This window comes from Marinomonas sp. (genome assembly GCF_965225885.1).
Classification (GTDB): Bacteria; Pseudomonadota; Gammaproteobacteria; order Pseudomonadales; family Marinomonadaceae; genus Marinomonas.
Map to the genome: position 1 here is coordinate 2,925,068 of NZ_OZ245329.1, position 22,488 is coordinate 2,947,555.

The 22,488-nt window shown below is 42.3% G+C and carries 21 protein-coding genes; 8 read left to right on the forward strand and 13 right to left on the reverse strand.

Translation table 11 applies throughout. From position 1 onward, the window contains the following. Genes ACO05V_RS13980 through ACO05V_RS13990 form a run of 3 tightly spaced genes read right to left on the reverse strand, consistent with a single transcriptional unit; the run spans position 1 to position 2,041 of the window. The gene (locus ACO05V_RS13980; protein ID WP_421852536.1) at positions 1–330 is read right to left on the reverse strand and encodes an AzlD domain-containing protein; all 330 of its coding nucleotides are present in this window, start codon (positions 328–330) and stop codon (positions 1–3) included. After that, on the reverse strand, positions 327–1,061 hold the full coding sequence (locus ACO05V_RS13985) for an AzlC family ABC transporter permease (protein ID WP_421852539.1): 735 nt from the start codon (positions 1,059–1,061) through the stop codon (positions 327–329). Before ACO05V_RS13985 ends, ACO05V_RS13980 begins: the two co-directional genes overlap by 4 nt. Before the next feature lie 8 nt (positions 1,062–1,069). Further along, positions 1,070–2,041 (reverse strand): bifunctional helix-turn-helix transcriptional regulator/GNAT family N-acetyltransferase, encoded by a 972-nt coding sequence (locus ACO05V_RS13990; protein WP_421852542.1) that lies wholly within the window; start codon positions 2,039–2,041, stop codon positions 1,070–1,072. A 229-nt stretch (positions 2,042–2,270) separates the two neighbouring features. Between ACO05V_RS13990 and queC the strand changes: the two genes are divergently transcribed. From queC to ACO05V_RS14010, 4 genes are all read left to right on the forward strand, one after another. Then, positions 2,271–2,930 (forward strand): 7-cyano-7-deazaguanine synthase QueC, encoded by a 660-nt coding sequence (queC, locus tag ACO05V_RS13995; protein WP_421856972.1) that lies wholly within the window; start codon positions 2,271–2,273, stop codon positions 2,928–2,930. A gap of 173 nt (positions 2,931–3,103) precedes the next feature. Beyond that, a complete protein-coding gene (queE, locus tag ACO05V_RS14000) occupies positions 3,104–3,754 on the forward strand; it encodes a 7-carboxy-7-deazaguanine synthase (RefSeq protein ID WP_421852545.1) in 651 nt (216 codons plus the stop codon). Positions 3,755–3,790: 36 nt separating this feature from the next. Continuing rightward, positions 3,791–4,294, forward strand: coding sequence for a peptidylprolyl isomerase (locus ACO05V_RS14005; RefSeq protein WP_421852548.1), 504 nt, complete (start codon positions 3,791–3,793; stop codon positions 4,292–4,294). Next, complete coding sequence (locus ACO05V_RS14010; protein WP_421852551.1) at positions 4,294–5,070, forward strand: UDP-2,3-diacylglucosamine diphosphatase; 777 nt, start codon at positions 4,294–4,296, stop codon at positions 5,068–5,070. The genes ACO05V_RS14005 and ACO05V_RS14010 overlap by 1 nt, the downstream gene beginning before the upstream one ends. A 72-nt stretch (positions 5,071–5,142) precedes the next feature. Here the strand turns inward: ACO05V_RS14010 and ACO05V_RS14015 are convergent, their stop codons facing one another. Both ACO05V_RS14015 and ACO05V_RS14020 read right to left on the reverse strand, forming a co-directional pair. Then, positions 5,143–5,454, reverse strand: a complete 312-nt coding sequence (locus ACO05V_RS14015; RefSeq protein ID WP_421852554.1) for a hypothetical protein — start codon at positions 5,452–5,454, stop codon at positions 5,143–5,145. A 94-nt stretch (positions 5,455–5,548) separates the two neighbouring features. Next, a complete protein-coding gene (locus tag ACO05V_RS14020; protein ID WP_421852557.1) occupies positions 5,549–6,160 on the reverse strand; it encodes a tRNA-(ms[2]io[6]A)-hydroxylase in 612 nt (203 codons plus the stop codon). Positions 6,161–6,248: 88 nt separating this feature from the next. Between ACO05V_RS14020 and ACO05V_RS14025 the strand changes: the two genes are divergently transcribed. Together ACO05V_RS14025 and ACO05V_RS14030 are read left to right on the forward strand one after the other, a co-directional pair. Beyond that, entirely contained in the window at positions 6,249–8,003 is a 1,755-nt protein-coding gene (locus tag ACO05V_RS14025; RefSeq protein WP_421852560.1) for an SUMF1/EgtB/PvdO family nonheme iron enzyme, read from the forward strand. A gap of 355 nt (positions 8,004–8,358) precedes the next feature. Beyond that, the gene (locus ACO05V_RS14030; protein ID WP_421852563.1) at positions 8,359–11,160 is read left to right on the forward strand and encodes a bifunctional aconitate hydratase 2/2-methylisocitrate dehydratase; all 2,802 of its coding nucleotides are present in this window, start codon (positions 8,359–8,361) and stop codon (positions 11,158–11,160) included. 208 nt (positions 11,161–11,368) lie between these two features. On the opposite strand, the gene hpf is transcribed toward ACO05V_RS14030, so the two are convergent. The 6 genes from hpf to leuC all read right to left on the reverse strand — a co-directional run bounded on the left by hpf (position 11,369) and on the right by leuC (position 17,313). Further along, positions 11,369–11,761: a ribosome hibernation-promoting factor, HPF/YfiA family gene (gene hpf / locus ACO05V_RS14035; RefSeq protein ID WP_421852566.1), complete on the reverse strand. Its 393-nt coding sequence runs from the start codon at positions 11,759–11,761 to the stop codon at positions 11,369–11,371. A 305-nt stretch (positions 11,762–12,066) separates the two neighbouring features. Then, the gene (locus ACO05V_RS14040; protein WP_421852569.1) at positions 12,067–12,744 is read right to left on the reverse strand and encodes a YoaK family protein; all 678 of its coding nucleotides are present in this window, start codon (positions 12,742–12,744) and stop codon (positions 12,067–12,069) included. Between the two features lie 161 nt (positions 12,745–12,905). Next, positions 12,906–14,024, reverse strand: a complete 1,119-nt coding sequence (gene asd, locus ACO05V_RS14045) for an aspartate-semialdehyde dehydrogenase (RefSeq protein WP_421852572.1) — start codon at positions 14,022–14,024, stop codon at positions 12,906–12,908. A gap of 86 nt (positions 14,025–14,110) precedes the next feature. Then, positions 14,111–15,196, reverse strand: coding sequence for a 3-isopropylmalate dehydrogenase (gene leuB, locus ACO05V_RS14050; protein WP_421852575.1), 1,086 nt, complete (start codon positions 15,194–15,196; stop codon positions 14,111–14,113). Positions 15,197–15,225: 29 nt separating this feature from the next. Continuing rightward, entirely contained in the window at positions 15,226–15,876 is a 651-nt protein-coding gene (leuD, locus tag ACO05V_RS14055) for a 3-isopropylmalate dehydratase small subunit (RefSeq protein ID WP_421852578.1), read from the reverse strand. Between the two features lie 9 nt (positions 15,877–15,885). Then, positions 15,886–17,313: a 3-isopropylmalate dehydratase large subunit gene (gene leuC, locus ACO05V_RS14060; protein ID WP_421852581.1), complete on the reverse strand. Its 1,428-nt coding sequence runs from the start codon at positions 17,311–17,313 to the stop codon at positions 15,886–15,888. Positions 17,314–17,406: 93 nt separating this feature from the next. Here leuC and ACO05V_RS14065 point away from each other — a divergent pair, with 93 nt between their 5' ends. Further along, entirely contained in the window at positions 17,407–18,288 is an 882-nt protein-coding gene (locus tag ACO05V_RS14065) for a LysR family transcriptional regulator (RefSeq protein WP_421852584.1), read from the forward strand. A 36-nt stretch (positions 18,289–18,324) separates the two neighbouring features. Here the strand turns inward: ACO05V_RS14065 and ACO05V_RS14070 are convergent, their stop codons facing one another. Then, on the reverse strand, positions 18,325–19,488 hold the full coding sequence (locus ACO05V_RS14070) for an MFS transporter (protein WP_421852587.1): 1,164 nt from the start codon (positions 19,486–19,488) through the stop codon (positions 18,325–18,327). Positions 19,489–19,689: 201 nt separating this feature from the next. Here ACO05V_RS14070 and ACO05V_RS14075 point away from each other — a divergent pair, with 201 nt between their 5' ends. Continuing rightward, positions 19,690–21,315 carry an alpha-amylase family glycosyl hydrolase gene (locus ACO05V_RS14075; RefSeq protein WP_421852590.1) on the forward strand — a complete coding sequence of 542 codons (1,626 nt, stop codon included), beginning with the start codon at positions 19,690–19,692 and terminating at the stop codon, positions 21,313–21,315. Between the two features lie 103 nt (positions 21,316–21,418). On the opposite strand, the gene ACO05V_RS14080 is transcribed toward ACO05V_RS14075, so the two are convergent. Next, positions 21,419–22,480 carry an AI-2E family transporter gene (locus ACO05V_RS14080; RefSeq protein ID WP_421852593.1) on the reverse strand — a complete coding sequence of 354 codons (1,062 nt, stop codon included), beginning with the start codon at positions 22,478–22,480 and terminating at the stop codon, positions 21,419–21,421. Between the last annotated feature and the right edge of the window lie 8 nt (positions 22,481–22,488).

Below are 22,488 nucleotides of genomic sequence, written 5' to 3' on the forward strand. Positions count from 1 at the left end.
TTATAATGAAAATCCGTATTTCGCCACGAAAAAAACCAAAACGCCCACTAGAATAGTTAGCAATTGCTGCTGACGCCAAATACCGACGATAAAAGCCGCTAACGCGCCCAATAACCATGGATTTGATAACGAAAAATCCATATACTGATTCGGCATCAAAATCATCGGCGTGATGATGGCCGTTAAGACTGCAACAGGCACAAACTTCAACGCTTTTTCAATAAAAGCAGGCATGACAACTTTATCTGCTCGTGCAAACAAAACAAACCGCACTCCAAAGGTCACGATAAACATACCCAGAATAATCAGAACTCCTTGCCACAATGTCATTTGCTTACCTCTTGAACGCCTTCGTCCGAATTTGAAATCGTTTTCGCGGAAGTATCTGCAAAATATCCCACCGCAACACCTATCACTGCAGAGACCAGCAGGCCTAAATTATTTGGTAAATTAGATAGAATAATCGAAGACACACCAGCACTTAACAAGCACATCCAAAAGGCTTTATGTTTCAGATATGGCGTAATGATGCCTATGAAAGTGGCAACCATAGCGAACTCCAACCCCCATTCGCTCATACCGGGAATAAGTTCACCAGACAATACACCTAAAATGGTGGTCACATTCCACATCACATAAAAGGAAAGAAACGAACCGAGGTAGACTTTATGGCCATTTTTTTCATTTGCTGATCCCACCTCATACATTGGGCGAACCGCTGCATAGGTTTCATCAATCAAGCCAAAGCCCATAATAACTCGAATCGGCATAGGCAAATGTTTTATGAATTTCACCAAATCAGCGGCGTATAAAAGATGGCGAAGATTGACAATAAAAGTGGTCGAAACAATTACCCAGATGGGTGCATGTAATGCGATCAAGCCAAGCGCGACAAATTGAGCAGAGCCAGCAAACACAAAGGCCGACATAGCAACAGCAAACCAAGGACTCAATCCATAACTGGATGCTAACGAACCAAACAGCAAACCAAATGGTATACCACCAATAATCATAGGAATGGAGGCTACAGCACCTCGCCGCATATCTTGTATTGTATTCATAAAGGATCTCAATTCGTTTTCAATATTAATGATTTTTCCATATAGACATCCGCTCTTGCGTACAAGGAAGGGATCGGAAATGGTTTCTCAACAAAACCGTTTTTATCATAAAGATGCCGTGCTACGTCTAAACAAGATGCCGTTTCTAGTGATAATGTTGAAAAACCACCTTGAGTAGCAAAATCAATCGTCGTGGACAGCAAACGTTGAGCAATCCCTTTACCTTGAGCATGCTCATCAACAGATAATTTAAACACCTCCCCTCTTTTGTCACTTGAAGTACCGCCACCCACAGGAGCAAACGCAATGGTTCCGACAACAGAGTCTAACGCTTGCTTTTTACGCACCGCCACCCAGACAGCACCGCCTTGCTGAATGATCTCTTGTTGCGGGTTTCGCAATATATTTCGGTCTTTCTCGGCGATCTGCTCTGGAAAATAACGTTCAAGCCAAGCCATATTAAGCTCATAAAACGCTTTTTCGTGCTGCGTTTCTAGCAAGACAATTTCAATAGGCTCTAAGCGGTCCAACACCTTATCCGCTAAGCTTCCATTTAAAACCCGCGATTCTAAGATAGACAAACTAGCCATAAAATTTTCACTAGAAAAAGCAGTCATTTTTTCAAGGATGATTTCCATTTCCTGTAACACTGGCTCTACACGTTGCATAGCGCTTAGGCCAAACTCAGAAAGACACAAGGAAGATCTTCGCTGATCTTGCTCATCGACTGTTTTCTCTAACAAGTTTTCTTTGATCATCTTGGTGGTTTGCTTACTTACCGCTGGATGACTTAGGCGCAAGCGATCGGCAATTTCCATCACTGATAAACTCCCCGTTTTCTGCAACAGCCTAAGAATTGGGAAATAGGTTGCCGAGATAGGTATGTCGCATTGGGAATAGATTTCTTGCACTTGAATAAACAAATGATCACTTAACCGCTTTAGTCGACTGCCAAGTGTCAGTACTCCGAACTGTTCCATGAAGTTTCCAACAAATAAAATTTTTACAATAAAGTAAGGCTACCCAAAAATAGGTAACCAGTTACGTATATAAAAATATCGCAAAATTCCAGCCGTTACAAGCTCTGTTTCCTCTGAGATTTCTATTTTGATTGTTTGCCTGTCTGCTATACTCCGCGCTTTATCAACTCTCGCCTTGTTACTGTTTTTTTGCAGTAACAAATTAGGCTTATTTTTGAGGAACCAAATGATGTCTGAAAAAGCCGTCGTTGTGTATTCGGGAGGAATGGATTCATTTACCGTTCTGAATACAGCAATTCAAAACGGACTGGATGTTTATGCTTTATCTTTTAACTACGGACAAAAGCACAGCAAAGAATTAGAAGTCGCCACACAGGTATGCCGTGAATTAGGCATTTCCCATAAAGTTGTCGATATCACCGCAATTAATAGCTTAATGGCGAACTCATCGCTAACCGGCGATACAGAAATCCCAGAAGGCCATTATGAAGACGACAATATGAAGTCTACCGTTGTTCCTAATCGCAACATGGTTTTGCTTTCTATGGCGATTGCTTATGCGGTATCACTAGAAGCTGGCAAAGTCTATTACGGTGCTCATTCTGGCGATCATCATATTTACCCAGATTGCCGTCCAGAATTTGTGGGAGCCATGAACGCGGTATCAAAAATTGCCAATTACCAGTCTGTCGAAATCGTCACGCCGTTTCTACATTCTTCAAAAGGTGAGATCTTAAAAGCTGGATTGGATATGAACCTTAACTATGCCAATACATGGACTTGTTACAATGGTCGCGAAAAATCTTGTGGTAAATGTGGCGCTTGCTACGAACGTTTAGAAGCGTTTGCAGAACAAGGCCAAACAGATCCACTGGATTACGAAGCTTAAACAAGAAGTTAGACAAAGAATTATTCCTGATTTTAGTGTGTTTGTTTTAGTGCCGATTGGCTTTTGTTCCACAAATCCCCAATTTGGCGATTAAATTATCAACTAAAGTTATAACCCTTACCTCGAACTGTTTTTCGAGACACTGCTTGTCAGTATGTAATTGGTGTAACAAAATGTACTCTATTAAAGAAGCCTTTTATTCATTACAAGGCGAAGGTGCCCACGCTGGACGCCCTGCTCTATTTTGTCGTTTTACCGGCTGCAACTTATGGTCTGGTCTTGAAAAAACTCGCGCCAAGTCCGAATGCCAGTTCTGTGACACCGATTTTATCGGCACAGACGGGCAACATGGCGGAAAATTTAAAACAGCTGAACAATTACGCTCCCATATCGACGCACTTTGGCCTGAAAACCAAGGTCATAAATACGTTGTGTTTACTGGCGGTGAACCGGCTCTTCAGTTGGATGATGACCTCATATCTCAAATGAAGCTACATGGCTACACCATCGCCATTGAAACAAATGGCACCATGACCTTACCTCAAGGAATTGATTGGATCTGCGTTAGCCCAAAAACCGCTAAACCTTTGCTTGTAAACAAAGGCGACGAACTCAAGCTGGTTTATCCGCAATCACACCTCTCGCCCGAGTTATTTGAAAATCTAGATTTTCAACATTTTTACCTGCAACCTATGGATCAAAGTCACTTAATAGCGGATCAAATTCCACTCATTGACACCCAACAAGCCACTTTACAGTATTGTTTATCGCATCCAAGGTGGCGTCTTAGCTTACAAACACATAAAATGCTCAACATTGATTAAGCATTAATAACGATTTACCTAACAAAGGAATATTCAATGATCATTTTACATACAAACCACGGTGATATTCACGTTGAACTAGATTACGAAAAAGCACCAAAGTCAGCGAAGAACTTCGAAGACTATGTCACTTCAGGTTTTTATGATGGCGTAATTTTCCACCGTGTAATCAATGGTTTCATGGTTCAAGGCGGTGGTTTCGAGCCAGGTATGACTCAAAAAGAATCTCGTACTGCAATTGAAAACGAAGCAGATAACGGTCTTAAAAATGAAATTGGCACATTAGCGATGGCTCGCACCATGGACCCACATTCTGCTTCTGCACAGTTTTTCATTAACGTTGCTGATAACAGCTTCCTAAACCACCGCAGCAAAACGCCAGATGGTTGGGGTTACGCAGTATTTGGTAAAGTTACTGCAGGTATGGACGTAGTAAACAAAATCAAAGAAGTGAAAACAACAATGAAGTCTGGACACCAAGATGTTCCTGCAGAAGACGTTATCATTGAAAGCGCTGAATTAGTTAAAAGCGAAGACTAATGATCCGTTATTTCATTTCAGATCTGCACTTAAGCGACAAACGCCCGGATCTTATCCGAGCGTTTGTACAAATGAGCAAAGCGCTTATTGCACGAGATGAGAAAGCAGAACTTTATATTTTAGGTGACTTCTATGAAGCTTGGATCGGTGACGATTATAAGGCAGATTGGAATACTCAAATAGAAAACGCCTTGGCAGATATCTCTCAGTCAGGAATTGCTCTGTATTTTTTACATGGTAACCGCGATTTCTTAATTGGCAGTGATTGGGTTAACCGTGTTGGCGCTACACTTATTCAAGAACAGACTAAACTCCCCCTTGAAGACTGTGCTGTGCTATTAACACATGGTGACGAATACTGCCTTGAAGATACTGAGTATCAAGCTTTCAGAAAAACGGTTCGTTCTAGCGCATGGCAGAAACATATTCTCGCAATGCCGCTCGAGCAACGGATAGCACTGGCTGCTCAACTTCGCAACGACAGCAAATCTATGGCGTCAGAAAAATCTATGGCGATTATAGATGTCACAAAGTCAGCTGTAGAAGAATCTTTAACTAAACACCACTGTAAAACCTTGATACATGGACACACACATCGACCTGAAGCTCATAAAGACAATCAGTATCTACGGTGTGTACTCGGTGACTGGGATGACTCTATTTGGCTCGCCACTATTGAAGACAATTTTTACACTCAATATAAGGCATCAGTAGAAAATTTCTCGCATCAGGGATTTGCTGGACTAGAAGCAGTTCATAAAGAAGCACTTTATTAGAATATCGCAATAGTTGTTTAGCAAAGTTACCACACAAAAATGCCAGCATACGCTGGCATTTTTTATCGATATTTAACGATTTAAAAGCTCACGCACCCAAACCGTCTCTTCTGAATTGCGAGATCGACTGAACTCAATATTTCGATTATGTAACAGCGCCACAGCACGAAAAAAAGCGTTATTAACAATCACTGGACTCAATTGGATACCATAAGCTTGCCACCAATGTTGCTGCACCTTACAAGTAAGCAATTGGTATAAAAAATCCAATTCCAAAGACCCTTTATACATGACATCTAAGTCAACCACAGGGTCTACTTTTGCAATTTCTAATGCAAGCCAATAAGTAACATCAGGCAAGGTTTCGCTCTTATGTATGCCCATTATATTCTCCAGAAGCTCTGACAATACTATGAGTGTAGCACCCTGCTTAAAAGTCACCATTAAGATACACAAGTAGATTGTGGCGTTTTGTAACTCACGTCAGACTTGGTGGACCACTGTGCATACGAAACTCTGTATCAGGCTCTGTAATAAGTTTTTCTTCTAAATCGCGAAAAAAAGCCACGCGATCATCAATCGGTTCGTTTGAATACTCTTTTGCAAGCTCTAGGTAGTCTTCGAAGTGTCTTGCTTCAGATTTTAGCAATGATATATAAAACTTCGACAACTCTTCATCCAAGTGCGGAGCTAAAGCTGCAAAACGCTCACAAGAACGCGCCTCAACAAAAGCACCGATAATCATAGTATCAACCAGACGCGCAGGTTCATGGGTTCGAATGTGTTTGCGAAGGCCATCCGCATAGCGTGAAGCCGACAAATGATCATAGGCAACGTCGCGTTTTCGCATGATTTTATGAACTTGTTCGAAGTGCAATAATTCTTCACGAGCCAAACGAGACATTTTATGAAGTAAATTATCGCGATCAACATAGCGATACATTAAACTCATGGCTGTGGAAGCGGCTTTTTTTTCACAGTGAGCATGATCATTTAATAGCAGAGTTTGATTCTCGAGAGCCCAATTTACCCATGTTGCAGGAGATTCACAGGGAAGAAATTCAACAAGCTCTGGATACGCTGATAACATTACTCTACCTTTTTATGTTAAAAAACGTGATTATACCCTGTATTAAGCACTTAGGCAGCAACGTCTTGATTTGGATATCAAATTCGTAATGAATGATTTTTATGACCCTACAAAACTAAAAATTGGCCAACATGTTGGCGTCGAGCTCGATCCGTATGTTTTAAACTACCCTATGGATAGCCATAAAACCACTTGGGTTGCAGATCAAGGTGGACGCCCTTTCGTCTTACGCTTCTTCCAATCGAACAAAGGCAAGGTCGAAGATTTCTTACAAAATGCTAGAAAATATGCCAGCGTCAAACACCCCGCAATCACACCAAACTACCCACCCTTTTATTCTAATTTGTGGGTATTTTCATGTTCTGCGGTTTGTGGCGGCGAGAATCTCTATAGCTTTTTAGGCAAATACCCTGACGGAGCGCCTCTTAATGTCGTCATAAGCTTATTCGACAACATAGCCAAAGCATTAGATCAAGTTCATCGCAATGGTCTTTTTCATGGCCATTTGGATTTGAGCTCCATTCATGTCGTTAATGGCTTAGGCTTGATGACAGGGTTTGGTTCTCATAACTGGATGAAGCGAATTGAAGACAGTGAAATGGATGCCCGCTTCTTCCCGCCAGAGTATTTAAAAAAGGAGCAACAACGCAGCTCAACCTCAGACAGTTTCGCTTTTATGCGGCTTTTGATGGCAGCGTTATTGGGCGAATCTATTCTTGATAAAGATTTTGCCACTGGCCTACCAGATACTCACCCTAATTTAAGCGACGCCACATGGAGCCGTTTACTGAAATGGAGCCGCGAAAGTGAGCGTCATAGACCTAAATCGTTAGCGGAAGTGATACGAATTATTCGCGCCAATCTTTATAAACCAGAGGTCAGTGACAGCTCAGCAACAAAACGAGCTGTTAAGCGCTATGCCCGCACGCTATCACCTGTCACTATTGGTGCAGCCGCTTTTGTTGCCACAGGCCTTGTCGCTGCTATTATTTTATGGCCAGAAGCAACACCTCCCAAAAAAATGGCTGCACCCAAAATAATTCAGCCTGAAATTGAAGAAAAAACACCATTCGAAGCCCTGCCCCAGGTATTGGAAGAACCACTTATTTCAGGCGGAACCGCACCTAAAATAGAAAAGATTCCACCCGCGACTTTTATTATGGGCGATCAAGGTCATATGGGTGACGACAATGAGAAACCCGCTCATGAAGTCGATATTCCTAATGGTTTTTACATCAGTAAATATGAAGTTACCTTTGACCAATATGACAAATTCGCCAAAGCAACGAATAGAGAGCTTCCTCCAGACAATGGCTGGGGACGAGGGCTACACCCAGTCATTAATGTTAGTTGGTACGATGCCAAAGCCTATACTGCGTGGATATCTAGTGAAACAAACGCAGAGTACAGATTGCCTACAGAGATTGAATGGGAGTATTCCGCCAGAGCCGATTCAAGTACTGCCTTCTGGTATGGCGATAATGTTAAACAAGGCTATAGCGTCTGTGACAGCTGTGGTAGCAAATGGGACGGTGTATCGTCGGCGCCAGTTGGCAGCCAAGCAAGTAATCCACTAGGCTTATTTGACATGCACGGTAACGTCGCAGAATGGGTAGAAGACTGCTATCACGACACCTATGACGGAGCGCCTACTAAAAATCAGGTCTGGTTAGCAAATCAGTGTGATAACAGAGTGCTTCGAGGTGGTTCTTGGTTTGATATTCCAAGAGTTGGTCGCAGCTCTACTCGATATAGAGCTCAGCCCGATTTAAAAGCCAGCAATTGGGGATTTAGAGTAGTGAGGATTATTCAGCAAGCTGATGATTTAGCTAAATCAGAATAATTCCGCTAAATGTCACCTATTCGAAATTGTTATGGTGCATAGTAAGTTTTAAGCCATTTTTTTCTATAAAATAAGTGCATCAAAAAATGATAAAAATATCGTTTAAATTGATTTTACTTATATCTAATCGACTTTTTAGGCTCTGTTGTTTGAAAGTCGACAATAAAAACTAGGGGATTCAGTATGATATTGAACTCACTGAATCCCCTCTTGATACAATAAACGATCTGTATAGAGACCGCTAATCAAGGAATGAAACAATCAGTTTAGCTATGCTTTCTTGAAGCAAATATAGCCAACCTAGATTCCATTATTAGCACATAACGTTATCGTAAATTATAATTCAGAGGTGCAAATGAGCTTATATTTAGACTACTTACAAGAAATAGAGAATCGTAAAGGCCAAGGATTGCATCCTAAACCAATTGATGACGGCGATTTATTATCTGAAATCATCGCTCAAATCAAAGATGCAGGGCATGAACACCGCAAAGAATCTCTAAACTTTTTTATCTACAACACCTTGCCGGGCACAACAAGCGCTGCGGGCGTTAAAGCAAAATTTTTGAAAGAAATCATCCTAGGCAAAAATAGTGTAAAAGAAATTTCACCTGAGTTTGCTCTAGAATTACTTTCTCATATGAAAGGCGGCCCATCAGTTGAAGTATTAATTGACCTTGCATTATCAGATGATTCTGCGATTGCGGCGCCTGCTGCTGACGTTTTAAAAACTCAAGTATTTCTATACGAAGCAGATATGGAACGCCTAGAATCAGCCTACAAAGCTGGCAACACCATTGCTAAAGACATTCTAGAGAGCTACGCCAAAGCAGAGTTTTTCACTAAGCTTCCTGACATCAGCGAAAAAATTGAAGTGGTAACTTACATTGCCGCTGAAGGCGATATCTCAACAGATTTACTATCTCCGGGCAACCAAGCTCACTCTCGCTCTGACCGTGAACTTCACGGCAAGTGCATGATCACACCTGAAGCTCAACAAGAAATCAAAGCATTACAAATCAAACACCCAACAGCGAAAGTTATGCTTATCGCTGAAAAAGGCACGATGGGCGTTGGTTCTTCGCGTATGTCTGGTGTCAATAATGTTGCGCTTTGGGCAGGTCAACAAGCAAGCCCATACATTCCATTCGTGAACTTTGCTCCAGTTGTTGCTGGCACAAACGGCATCTCCCCTATCTTCATGACGACTGTGGGTGTTACTGGCGGTATTGGCCTAGACCTGAAAAACTGGGTTAAGAAACTAGATGCCAATGGTAAACCAGTCCTTGACGCTAACGGTGACACCGTTCTTGAACAAGCCTACTCAGTAGAAACTGGCACCGTTTTAACCATTAACACCAAAGAAAAGAAACTTTACAACGGTGATAAAGAATTGGTTGATGTTTCTTCCGCTTTCACTCCTCAACAAGTTGAGTTTATGAAAGCTGGCAGCTCATACGCTGTAGTCTTTGGTAAAAAGCTGCAAACCTTTGCCGCTGAAACTTTGGGCATCCCAACACCAACTGTTTACGCTCCAGCACAAGAAATTTCAAACGATGATCAAGGCCTAACGGCTGTTGAGAAAATTTTCAACAAAAACGCAGTGGGTGTGAAATCTAAAAAAGCACTTCACGCTGGCTCTGATGTTCGCGTTAAAGTAAACATCGTCGGTTCACAAGATACGACTGGTTTGATGACGGCTCAAGAATTGGAGTCTATGGCGGCCACTGTTATTTCTCCAAGTGTTGACGGTGCCTACCAATCTGGCTGTCACACAGCGTCTGTTTGGGATTCAAAAGCACAAGCTAACATTCCAAAGCTAATGTCTTTCATGAACAAATTTGGATTAATCACAGGTCGTGATCCAAAAGGCGTTTACCCTCCAATGACAGACGTTATTCATAAAGTATTGAATGACATTACCGTTGATGACTCTGCGATCATCATTGGTGGTGACTCTCATACTCGTATGTCTAAAGGCGTTGCTTTTGGTGCCGATTCTGGAACCGTTGCGTTGGCTCTTGCTACAGGCGAAGCAACTATGCCAATCCCTGAATCTGTCAAAGTAACCTTTAAAGGCGAAATGAAAAGCTACATGGATTTCCGTGACGTTGTACATGCGACACAAGCCCAAATGCTTAAACAGTTTGGCGGCGAGAACGTATTCCAAGGTCGTGTCATCGAAGTGCACATAGGCACACTGATGGCTGACCAAGCGTTCACCTTTACTGACTGGACGGCAGAGATGAAAGCGAAAGCTTCCATCTGTATTTCTCAAGACAAGACTCTTATCCAATCCCTTGAGTTAGCAAAAAAACGCATTCAGATCATGATTGATAAAGGCATGGAAAATGAAGCACAAACTCTACATGGCTTAATCGCTCTTGCTGACAAGCGCATTGCAGGCATCACTTCTGGCGAGCAACCAGCGCTAGTACCTGATAACAATGCTAAGTACTACGCTGACGTAGTCGTTGACCTTGACGAAATCGTTGAACCAATGATTGCCGATCCAGATGTAAACAATGATGACGTATCTAAGCGTTACACTCACGATGTGATTCGCCAAGTTTCTTTCTACAAAGATAAGCCTGTTGATCTTGGTTTTGTTGGTTCTTGTATGGTTCACAAAGGTGACATGCAGATCATCGCTCAAATGCTTCGCAACCTTGAAAAACAAAATGGCAGCGTATCATTCAAAGTGCCTCTAGTTGTTGCGCCACCTACGTACAACATTGTTGATGAGTTAAAAGCTGAAGGTGACTGGGATATTCTGAAGAAATATGCTGGCTTCGAATTTGATGATGCTAAACCAAAAGGCGAAGCACGCACGAAATACGAAAACATCATGTACTTAGAACGCCCTGGATGTAACTTGTGCATGGGTAACCAAGAGAAGGCAGAACCTGGCGATACGGTTATTGCTACCTCTACTCGATTGTTCCAAGGTCGTGTTGTAGCAGATTCGAAAGAGAAAAAAGGTGAGTCTTTGCTTGGCTCCACTCCAGTCGTTGTACTTTCTACAATATTGGGTCGCTTCCCAACATTGGAAGAATACAAAGCGGCTGTTGCTGGCATTACACTTACGGACTTCGCTCCACCACTAGATGCCATGACAATGGCGCCAGTAGAGTTTATTCCTGTAAACAACATCTAAGCTCTACAGTAAGATCATATTGTTAATATGATTCAATGCTGATGTTAATCTACAAAAAGTCATATAGGCATACTTGTAGGTTACATCGGCATTTTTTATGGCACATAATTACATTCACGATACTGAAATATTTAAAGCCTACAACTGACAAAAACAAAAAAGCCCCGCTATAAGCGAGGCTTTATCTTTATTCTAAGAGGATGGTTAACTAAATAACTTCACGCTCTACAAGCTCATCAAATTCAGCTTGTAACTGACGCTCCACAGGGCTTTCTACATCCTTAGCGTTAATATGGTGCTGTCGACCAGCATGCTTCGCTTTGTGTTTAATTAACTGTTTCTCCAACTTGCCAACTAACAGGTCAAGGGCAGGTTTGAGTTGTTTGTCCGTTTGTACCATTGCAAAAAGATCATGACCAGGAATATGAACACTGGCTTCTACTATTAATTCATGAGTCCCATGCTTCTCTGTATTTAAGGTCACATTAATGGTGGTTATCTGATTGTTGATACGCGCCAAGTGATCCAATTTTTCTTTTACTACTTCTTGAACTTCTTCACCAGATTGGACGTGGTGACCGCTAATATTCAATGTATACATAGAGAATTTCCTTCTGTTTTGGTCAGGTTTTTTATTAACTTAAGTCTTGCTCCTCCTCTGTTGCCCTTATCTATAATCTAAGGATGGTATGACCGAATTTCAATGCCTATATTGTAAATACTTGTTCAAGATCATGAACGAATCAACTATTTACAAAAACGCAAAGAACCCTCTTAAAAAACTTTATATATCAATATCATAAGTCTAAAAATCTAGCAAACATTTCAAGTCTACATTACATAAAAATATGTGTTTATTATCCCTATAACTAGCATTAGCATCATCATAACAAGCTTATTTTGTGCCTAAACTGGCTCCGCATCTCGTATCAAACGACTGCTATACAGCCGATAAAGAATGGCGAGGAAAACACATAATCCAGCTGGTACAGATAAAGCATAGAAACTAAACTGATGAAATAGCCAAGCCCCTATTGAGCCACCACAAATAAAACCTGTCACTATGATAATAAACAAAAACGCCCTGCGCTTATCCAGAGGCTTTCCCTGTAACGCGCCTCCTAGCATTATGCCTAAATCAGTAAAAATACCTGTCAAATGCGTTGTTCGCACCACTGCGCCACTGTAGGTCGTTGCAAGAGCATTCTGAAGACCACAAGCAGCTGACGCAAAATAATGTCCCGATGTATGATTATTTAAGAGAAAATACATGGCAACTAATAAAAAACCAGCCTCAATAATTAATAGAACATCATACAATCGGCCTAGTTTTAACGAGGTTCCCGTCAGCACAAAACCAGAAAGTCCAGAACCAAATAAAAAGCTTAGCAGTATTCCGATAAGATGCAAAAGTGTCTCTGGAACTGGATTCAACAAAGCACTACCAATGAGTGTAGCAGTCCCCGACAAATGCGACACAGCCTGATGCTGAAAACCTAACAAAGCAACAGCGTTAACACTTCCTGCAATCAAAGCAAGCAAAAATGCACCATACTCAACCCACTTAGGCAGTCTTGATAACACACACCCTCCTAAAGCCCATATCATGGCCACGTAACCCTAAAACTAACGCATATAACAATACACTTATAGATAGCGTCATGCGCCCAACAACCAAATAAGTAAGCAAAAAAAAGCGCCAGTCACAAATAACTGGCGCTTTAATTGAAAGCTAAAAGAAGTATTTAATCATTTAGTAAAATACGCAGCATGCGACGCAATGGCTCTGCCGCACCCCACAATAGCTGATCACCAACAGAGAAAGCACTTATATACTCAGGCCCCATATTTAACTTACGAATACGACCAACAGGAATATTCAATGTTCCAGTTGCCGCGGTCGGAGTCAAACGCTCCATTGTCGCTTGCTTATCATTAGGAACCACACTCACCCAATCGTTATGCTCAGCAAGCATGCTTTCGATATCTGCAACAGGGATATCTTTGTTCAATTTGATTGTGTATGCCTGACTATGACAACGCATTGCACCGATACGAACACACAGGCCATCAACTGGAATTGGCTTACCATCGATGCCTAGAATTTTGTTCGCTTCAGCTTGCGCTTTCCACTCTTCACGGCTCTGACCGTTATCAAGCTGGCTATCGATGTAAGGAATCAAAGAACCCGCTAATGGCACACCAAACTGATCGGTAGGTAATGCACCAGAACGCATTGTTTCAGCAACCTTACGATCAATTTCTAGAATCGCACTAGCTGGATCAGCAAGCTCACTAGCAACAGAGCCCTGCAACATACCCATTTGGTTGATCAATTCACGCATGTGGCGTGCACCACCACCAGAAGCCGCTTGGTAGGTCATAGAGGTCATCCATTCAATATGACCTTTCTCAAACAACCCACCCAGCGCCAATAGCATCAAGCTAACAGTACAGTTACCACCAACAAACGTTTTGACGCCATTAGTTAAACCTTGCTTGATAACATTTAAGTTAACTGGATCAAGCACGATTATCGCGTCTTTATCCATACGCAACGAAGACGCGGCATCAATCCAGTAACCTTTCCAACCAGCATTACGCAACTGTGGGTAGATAGCCTTGGTGTAATCCCCGCCTTGACAGGTAATAATAATATCCATCTTTTTCAATGATTCGATGTCACTTGCATCTTGAAGCAATGGAATATCTTTACCAATTTCTGGACCTTTCTGCCCCGTTTGAGATGTAGTGAAAAAAACTGGATCAATATGATCAAAGTCTTTTTCTTCCATCATTCGTTGCATCAACACGGAACCGACCATTCCGCGCCATCCGACTAAACCTACAGTTTGTTTTGACATGGTTAACGTTACCTTTTTTTGTGGGGCCACTCATACCAAGAGCAGTATCCCTAATGAATGCCCAATATCATTATGATATTAAGCTTTTAGTGCTGCGCTGTTAATGCTTTAAGTACAGCATCGCCCATTGCTTGCGTACTAACAGTTTCGCATCCTTTTGATGCAATATCTGACGTTCTTAGACCTAGATCTAGAACCTTACTTACTGCCGCTTCAATAGCATCCGCCGCGTCTTTTGCGTCTAAAGAATAACGCAACATCATAGCAACTGACAAAATTGTTGCCAATGGATTAGCAATTCCTTTGCCTGCAATATCTGGCGCAGAACCGTGACATGGCTCATACATACCGCGACCTTCAGCATTGAGAGAAGCAGAAGGTAGCATACCAATAGAACCTGTCAACATGGCAGCAGCATCAGAAAGGATATCACCAAACATATTGCCAGTAACCATTACATCAAACTGTTTTGGTGCACGAACAAGCTGCATCGCAGCATTATCTACTAGCATATGAGTCAATTCGACGTCAGGATACTCTTTCGCTACTTCTTCCATGACTTCTTTCCAAAGCACCGTAACTTCTAGTACGTTAGACTTGTCGATTGAGCAAACACGTTTACCACGTTGGCGAGCCGCTTCAAAAGCAGAACGTCCAATTCGACGAATCTCTGATTCGCTATAAACATAAGTGTTAAAACCTTCTCGCTCACCATTTTCTAACGTGCGAATACCACGAGGTTGACCGAAATAAATACCGCCCGTTAATTCACGAACAATAAGAATATCCAAACCAGCAACGATTTCTGGTTTCAAGCTAGACGCATCTGCTAACTGCGGATACAAAATTGCAGGACGAAGATTCGAAAACAGCTCAAGGTTAGAGCGTAAGCCTAGTAAGCCTTTTTCAGGACGAACTGACATTTCTAACTTATCCCACTTAGGGCCACCCACCGCACCAAGCAAAATAGCGTCAGCTGCTTTCGCTTTTGCTAATGTCGATTCTGGCAACGGTGAACCCGTCTCATCATAAGCAGAACCACCAACCAAGGCACTCTCATGCTGAATATTCAATGAGAACTGTTCGTTCACCGCATCTAACACACGAACCGCTTGCGCAACGATTTCTGGACCAATACCGTCACCCGGCAATACCAATACATTTTTAGTCATTTTAAACCCTTAAAAGCTAAATCTTTTGTTTACTGACCGCGTGACAAGAAAAGCCATGGCGCATCATTCATGCGTTTTTCTTCGTAACGACGGATTGCAGAATCTTGCTGCAGCGTTAAACCGATATCATCCAAACCATTCAACAAACAATGTTTACGGAAATTATCGACATTAAACTTGAATGTCGCACCAGAAGGCGAGGTTACCGTTTGGTTTTCAAGGTCAACAATCACTTGAGCGCCTTCACGCAATGCCACTTCCGCAAACAATTGATCCACTTCTTCGGCTTGCAAAACGATAGGCAGCAAACCATTTTTGAAACAGTTATTGTAAAAAATATCCGCAAAGCTTGGCGCAATGATCGAACGGAAACCGTAATCATCTAATGCCCAAGGTGCGTGTTCACGACTAGAGCCACAACCAAAATTTTGACGAGCCAATAATACACTCGCACCTTTGTAACGATCTTGGTTTAACACAAAGTCCTTACGAATAGGACGGCCATCGCATTCTTGGTCAGGCTGACCTTCGTCTTCATAACGAAGCTCATCAAATAAATTTTTACCAAAGCCAGTACGCTTGATGGATTTCAAGAACTGCTTTGGAATGATCATATCAGTATCAACGTTTGCCAAATCCAAAGGAGCGGCTAAACCTGTATGTTTAGTAAAAGGACGCATACTCTTCTCCTAGTGTTTCACAAACTCATTAACATCAACAAAGTGGCCGGCAATCGCCGCGGCAGCAGCCATCGCAGGGCTAACCAAATGCGTACGACCACCAAAACCTTGGCGACCTTCGAAGTTACGGTTCGAGGTAGACGCACAATGTTCGCCAGCACCAAGTTTGTCAGCGTTCATCGCCAAACACATAGAACAACCTGGCTCACGCCATTCTAATCCGGCCGCTTCAAAAATTTCATGCAAGCCTTCTTTTTCAGCTTGTGCTTTTACCAAGCCAGAGCCTGGAACAACAATCGCCTGCTTAAGCGTCGATGCGACTTTACGGCCTTTAACAACTTGCGCCGCGATTCGTAAATCTTCAATGCGTGAGTTAGTACAAGAGCCGATAAAAACTCGATCAAGAATCACATCAGCCAACATGGTTTTGCCTTCTAGGCCCATGTATTTCCAAGCACGTGCATAACCTTCTTTCTTGACGGGATCTTTCTGATCTTCAGGACGAGGAATTGGCTCATCGATGGCGATAACCATTTCTGGAGACGTTCCCCAGGTTACTTGCGGCTTGATATCTTCTGCTTTGATTACTACAACTTCATCAAATTGTGCGTCTTTATCAGACACAAGGTCTTTCCAGGCTTCTACCGCCATATCCCAATGCTCGCCTTTTGGCGCATAAGGGCGACCTTTGACGTATTCAATAGTCGTATCATCTACTGCAATCAAACCAACACGTGCGCCCGCTTCAATGGCCATGTTACAGACGGTCATACGACCTTCCATCGACAATGATTGAATACCCGTTCCGCCAAACTCAATAGCGTAGCCCGTACCACCAGCCGTACCAATTGCACCAATAATTGCCAATACAACGTCTTTCGCAGAAACCCAAGGTGACAATTCACCATCAACACGAACTAACATGTTACGGCTTTTCTTTTGCACTAGACACTGAGTTGCTAATACGTGTTCTACTTCAGACGTACCGATACCATGCGCCAAAGCACCAAAGGCACCATGAGTCGATGTATGAGAATCACCACAAACAACCGTCATGCCTGGAAGCGTTGCACCTTGCTCTGGCCCAACAACGTGCACGATTCCTTGGCGAATGTCTTTCATATTGAATTCAGTAATACCAAATTCGTTACAGTTATCATCCAAAGTCGTTACTTGGATCTTAGAAACAGGATCTTCAATACCATCTACGCCAGAAATACGCTCTTTCTTGGTCGTTGGTACGTTATGGTCTGGCGTTGCCAGGCTTGAAGAAACGCGCCAAGGCTTACGCCCAGCCAATCGAAGCCCTTCAAAAGCTTGTGGTGATGTCACTTCATGAAGCAACTGTAAATCGATATAAATCAATGCACTACCGTCATCTCGTTGCTGAACAAGGTGGCTATTCCACAACTTGTCATAAAGGGTTTTACCTGACATAAGTTCTCTCCTCAGAAATCTATTGCGCTATCCTAAAACTTTGGCTTAAATTACTCAAATTCATATTTTTCATGTTTTGGATAATTTTTTGGAATGATAGACATTGCAGCGTTACTTACTTTTATAAAAGTTGCCGAAACCAGCTCTTTTTCAGCTGCTGGCGATCAACTTTTCGTTACACAACCCGCGATTAGTAAGCGTGTCGCCTCCCTTGAAAAGGGCCTTGGCGTAAAGCTTTTTGACCGAATTGGGCGCCAAGTGCAATTAACCGAAGCCGGTATTCGTCTATTACCCAAAGCACGAAAAATGGCAGAAGACCTGCAAGACATAAAACGCAGCATGACATTACAGATGCAAGACGTGAGCGGTGAATTGCGTATATCCACCAGCCATCACGTCGGCTTGCATCGTTTACCTAAATCGTTAAAACGATTTCAAGAGGATTTTCCAAGCGCGCAATTGGAAATTGAATTTGCGCAATCTGAAGAAGCCTACCAAGATGTTCTGAAAGGACGAGCAGAACTTGGGATCATTACGTTATCCAACAAAGAAAATCCGCTCATTGAGTCTCTGCCTATTTGGTCTGACCCACTCACTTGCGTCGTCAGTAAAGATCACCCGCTAGCATTTTCTAAAAATTTGAGCCTAATTGAATTAGCGCAACATGCCTGTGTCTTACCTAATAAAAACACCTTCACTCGACAAATAGCAGAACAAGCTTTTGGCAAACAAGGGCTAAAACCCCAAGTACGAATGAACACGAATAATTTAGAAACATTGGCAATGCTGGTGAACATTGGCTGGGGCTGGTCACTACTTCCTTCGACGCTAGTAGACGAAAAACTCGTCGTACTTAACTTGCCAGATTTGAACGTAGAAAGAAAACTGGGGGTTATTCATCACAAACAAAGAACGCTAAGTCGTGCCGCCATCGCTTTTATTGAATTACTTAAAACCGATGGCACAAGTTTATAGAAGATTTAGGAAATGACTCTTAAGAAAAATCAACGGCTAAGAAAACCAACGACGCTGACTAACAAGAAGAGTCGTTAGCGCTAGAGCACTCACACAAGCTGCCAATGTAAAAACCCAAGCTCCGCCCATCCACTCCCAAAGATAGCCAGTAATCACCATGCCCAATCCACCGCCTAAACCGATAGCAAACGCACTGTACATCGCTTGACCTTGACCAGCAAAACGTTCTGGAAAAAGGCGTCTAATCTGCTCAATGGACACCATATGAAACAGAGCAAACGTAATGCAATGAAACAGCTGGGTAAGAATCAGCACCCATGCAATAGAGGCAAACCAGCCTACTAATAACCAACGAATAATGCCGCAAACAAAACAAAGCGTAATAATATGAACGACATCAAAACGCTTGATTGTATTACCAAAGAATAAAAACAAGAAAATTTCTATAACGACGCCCAATGCCATCAATAAACCAATCTGCTCACCACTGTAGCCAAAGTTTGACAAGTGGACGGCAAAAAACACATTAAAAGGTGCATGTGACATAAATGCTAAAAATGCTAAACCAAAAAAAAGCAGCGATTCAGGATTTTTTACTAACGCAAAAAAAGAAGTCGTCGCCTTTTGCTGATTAACCTCATAAGCCTGCTCTTTGAGGAAAAAGGAGGTCACGACAGCCAGCGCCATAAACACGCACATAGTTGGAATAACAACAACAATCCCAAATTGACTTATTAAAAAGCCAGCTCCTGTTACCGCAAACACATAACCAATCGACCCACCCGCTCTTAAACGTGTATAAGGGACATCCAATTGGCGAATACTTCTCACCGCCAACGAATCTGTCATCGGTATCAAGGCTGAATAAAATAGCGCCATGGTGCAAGTCAGTAACCATAATGTTTCAAATTGATCACTCCAATTAAACGGGATGACCGCAATAAAGCAGCCCAAAATACCTAATTGAAGTATGCGTTTTGGCAAGCCGATTTTCGCCGTCAACCAGCCCCAAAAGTGTGGAACCAAAATACCTGATAGCGTAAATGTCGACATCAAACGCCCAATCTCAGAAGCCGTTAAGCCTATCGATTTATAATACAAAGAAATGTAAGGCATCATGACGCCAACAACGGCGCAGAAGAAAAAATAAAAGAAAAACAAAGGCCAAGCCACAGGGCGAGCTTTTTCAGAAAACATCATGTCTCCAAAGACGTAACTAGGGTTATTATCAATTAAGACAATAAAATTTTATGCATAAATTGTAATGTTTGAGTATGCTGGAAATAATGATAAAAAGCACGACAGATAATGACACGTATTCTCTACAATTCTAATCTAATACGGCACTGTCTATTTATTAAAACCTTAAAAACACATTCCCTATTTACAGCGAGAAAGATTATGACAGCAAATCAAGAATGGTGGCGTGGTGCCGTAATTTATCAGGTTTATCCTCGCAGTTTTTTCGACTCAAACAACGATGGTATTGGCGACCTTCCCGGAGTCACGGCGAAGATGAGTTATATTGCCTCATTGGGTGTTGATGCGATTTGGCTTTCTCCGTTTTTCACCTCACCAATGAAAGACTTTGGCTACGATGTGTCTGATTATTGTGACGTAGACCCTATTTTTGGAACACTGGCCGATTTCGATGAACTGATTGCGTCTGCGCATCATCATGGCCTTAAGGTGATGATTGACCAAGTACTCAATCATAGCTCAGATCAACACCCTTGGTTTGTTGAATCTCGCAGCAGTCACGACAACGATAAAGCCGATTGGTATGTTTGGGCTGATGCCAACCCAGATGGCACCGTGCCAAATAATTGGTTATCAGTTTTTGGTGGCCCAGCTTGGCATTGGGACAGTCGTCGCAGACAATATTATCTGCATAATTTCTTAGACAGTCAGCCAGACTTAAACTTCCACAACCCTGTCGTTGTCGATGCGTTACTTGAAACGGTAGAGTTTTGGTTAAAACGCGGTGTAGACGGATTCCGTTTAGATACCGCGAATTATTATTACCATGATATAGAGCTCAGAAATAATCCTCCCAAAGAAGAAGTTGTTGAAGGCAGCATTGGTGTTCGACTCGACAATCCATACGCTTATCAACTGCACCTATACGACAAATCCAGACCCGAAAACATTGCCTTTTTACAACGTTTACGCCATTTGCTCGATCAATACCCAGACACCACCACAGTAGGCGAAGTCGGCTGTGATTTTGCACTAGAAACCATGGCGGCTTATACCCGAGGTAAAGACAAATTGCACATGTGCTATTCGTTCGATCTGTTAACACATGATTCCTCTATGACTCACATTCGCAATACCATGGAAACGATAGAAGCAGGCTTAGGTGACGGCTGGCCATGTTGGTCAATCGGCAATCACGATGTAGAACGGGTAGTTACTCGCTGGGGAAAAAATCATGATCCAATCGCCAAAAGCAAAATCTACATGGCGATGCTTTTAACCTTGCGCGGTAGTGTTTGTTTATATCAAGGTGAGGAACTTGGACTACCAGAAGCTGAGCTGACATTTGATCAACTTGTTGATCCGTTTGGCATTGCGTTCTGGCCAGAATTCAAAGGAAGAGACGGCTGCAGAACCCCTATTCCGTGGAAAAATGAAACATTGGGAGGATTCACCCATTCAGCGCAACCTTGGTTACCGATTGCAGAAGACCAAAGACCATTAGCGGTTAGCGAACAGGAAGGCAACCGTCATTCTGTCTTGCATGCTTATCGTGACTTTCTTCATGTAAGACGCAGCCATCCAGAATTACGCCTTGGTGACATCAAATTTATTTACAACGATGAAACAACGCTAACATTCCTTCGTAGCTATAATGGCAAGCGACTTTATGTGGCAATCAATACCGCTAACCAAGACATCATCTTACCAGTCGAACTCAAGCTATCAGCATTGACCATGCCAGAGGCAATACACAGTGGGTACATAGACGGCAATACCGTTGTCCTTCCGCCGTTTAGCATTTTACTCGCAGCCGTTCTAGCCTAATTGATCGTCCCTTTTAAAACTGATTTTTATTACCTATACCTAAGAAAAGGCCCGCTCTTAAATTTAAGAGCGGGCCTTTTAGTTTGTTAGCTTTAAAAAAAGACTAAGAGGTTAATTGTTCCTGACTTGGCCAGGCATTAATAATGGCTTTTACTAACGTTGCCAATGGAATCGCAAAAAATATTCCCCAGAACCCCCATATGCCACCGAAGAACAAAACCGCAACAATAATTGCCAGCGGATGCAAATTCACCGCTTCGGAGAACAACAACGGTACAAGCACGTTACCATCCGACGCTTGGACAATTAAATAGGCAACGACCACATAGATGAACTCGCTCTGTGTACCATATTGATAGAAAGCCACCAAGACAACAGGAATAGTGACAGCAGCCGCGCCAATATAAGGAATCAAAACAGACAATCCAACAAGCAAAGCCAACAATTCTGCATACTTCAACCCAAATATCAGAAAGACAATATAGGTCACCACGCCAACCACAAACATCTCAATGAACTTGCCACGAATATAGTTGGCAATCTGGTCATTCATTTCATGCGCAATATTGCGCATCATTCTTCGCTCTTTAGGCAACCATGAGGTCAAATATTCCAAAATCTTTTCCTGATCCTTCAATAGAAAGAACATTACCAGTGGCACTAAGACCACATAAATCACCACAGAAAATAAAGAAGGGATACTGGATAAAGAAAAAGACACCAGCCATTGCCCCAAATTAGCTGATTCATTTGCCAAGGAATTAACCAGCTCATCAACAGCACCCTGACTAACCAAATCACTGTGCCCTTCCGCAAAATGAAGAACTTCATCCCGAATAACGGTAAACATTCTTGGCGCATCTTGAACAAGCTTAACGGCCTGACGCCAAATAATAGGCACCATCACACCAATAAAAACACTACAGGCGGTTATAAAAGTAAAAAATACAATAAAAACAGAAGGTAAATGTCCGAGTCGAAGTCGTTGCAGCCTATCAACCAAACCCTGTAATAAAAAAGCTAAGACAATCGCGATCAAAATTGGCGCTAAAATCCCGCCCCAAAAGGCTAAAACACATAAAGTAGCAATCATTAACAAAAGAAAGACAACAACTTCTTCATTAGAAAAATATCGTTTAATCAGAGTATCAACAATTTTAAACATATCGAGTC

Excerpts from the sequence above, each read along its gene's own strand:
- ACO05V_RS13980 (WP_421852536.1), bottom strand. The coding sequence starts at position 330 with ATGACATTGTGGCAAGGAGTTCTGATTATTCTGGGTATGTTTATCGTG.
- ACO05V_RS13985 (WP_421852539.1), bottom strand. The coding sequence starts at position 1,061 with ATGAATACAATACAAGATATGCGGCGAGGTGCTGTAGCCTCCATTCCT.
- ACO05V_RS13990 (WP_421852542.1), bottom strand. The coding sequence starts at position 2,041 with ATGGAACAGTTCGGAGTACTGACACTTGGCAGTCGACTAAAGCGGTTA.
- queC (WP_421856972.1), top strand. The coding sequence starts at position 2,271 with ATGTCTGAAAAAGCCGTCGTTGTGTATTCGGGAGGAATGGATTCATTT.
- queE (WP_421852545.1), top strand. The coding sequence starts at position 3,104 with ATGTACTCTATTAAAGAAGCCTTTTATTCATTACAAGGCGAAGGTGCC.
- ACO05V_RS14005 (WP_421852548.1), top strand. The coding sequence starts at position 3,791 with ATGATCATTTTACATACAAACCACGGTGATATTCACGTTGAACTAGAT.
- ACO05V_RS14010 (WP_421852551.1), top strand. The coding sequence starts at position 4,294 with ATGATCCGTTATTTCATTTCAGATCTGCACTTAAGCGACAAACGCCCG.
- ACO05V_RS14015 (WP_421852554.1), bottom strand. The coding sequence starts at position 5,454 with ATGGGCATACATAAGAGCGAAACCTTGCCTGATGTTACTTATTGGCTT.
- ACO05V_RS14020 (WP_421852557.1), bottom strand. The coding sequence starts at position 6,160 with ATGTTATCAGCGTATCCAGAGCTTGTTGAATTTCTTCCCTGTGAATCT.
- ACO05V_RS14025 (WP_421852560.1), top strand. The coding sequence starts at position 6,249 with ATGAATGATTTTTATGACCCTACAAAACTAAAAATTGGCCAACATGTT.
- ACO05V_RS14030 (WP_421852563.1), top strand. The coding sequence starts at position 8,359 with ATGAGCTTATATTTAGACTACTTACAAGAAATAGAGAATCGTAAAGGC.
- hpf (WP_421852566.1), bottom strand. The coding sequence starts at position 11,761 with ATGTATACATTGAATATTAGCGGTCACCACGTCCAATCTGGTGAAGAA.
- asd (WP_421852572.1), bottom strand. The coding sequence starts at position 14,024 with ATGTCAAAACAAACTGTAGGTTTAGTCGGATGGCGCGGAATGGTCGGT.
- leuB (WP_421852575.1), bottom strand. The coding sequence starts at position 15,196 with ATGACTAAAAATGTATTGGTATTGCCGGGTGACGGTATTGGTCCAGAA.
- leuD (WP_421852578.1), bottom strand. The coding sequence starts at position 15,876 with ATGCGTCCTTTTACTAAACATACAGGTTTAGCCGCTCCTTTGGATTTG.
- leuC (WP_421852581.1), bottom strand. The coding sequence starts at position 17,313 with ATGTCAGGTAAAACCCTTTATGACAAGTTGTGGAATAGCCACCTTGTT.
- ACO05V_RS14065 (WP_421852584.1), top strand. The coding sequence starts at position 17,407 with ATGATAGACATTGCAGCGTTACTTACTTTTATAAAAGTTGCCGAAACC.
- ACO05V_RS14070 (WP_421852587.1), bottom strand. The coding sequence starts at position 19,488 with ATGATGTTTTCTGAAAAAGCTCGCCCTGTGGCTTGGCCTTTGTTTTTC.
- ACO05V_RS14075 (WP_421852590.1), top strand. The coding sequence starts at position 19,690 with ATGACAGCAAATCAAGAATGGTGGCGTGGTGCCGTAATTTATCAGGTT.
- ACO05V_RS14080 (WP_421852593.1), bottom strand. The coding sequence starts at position 22,480 with ATGTTTAAAATTGTTGATACTCTGATTAAACGATATTTTTCTAATGAA.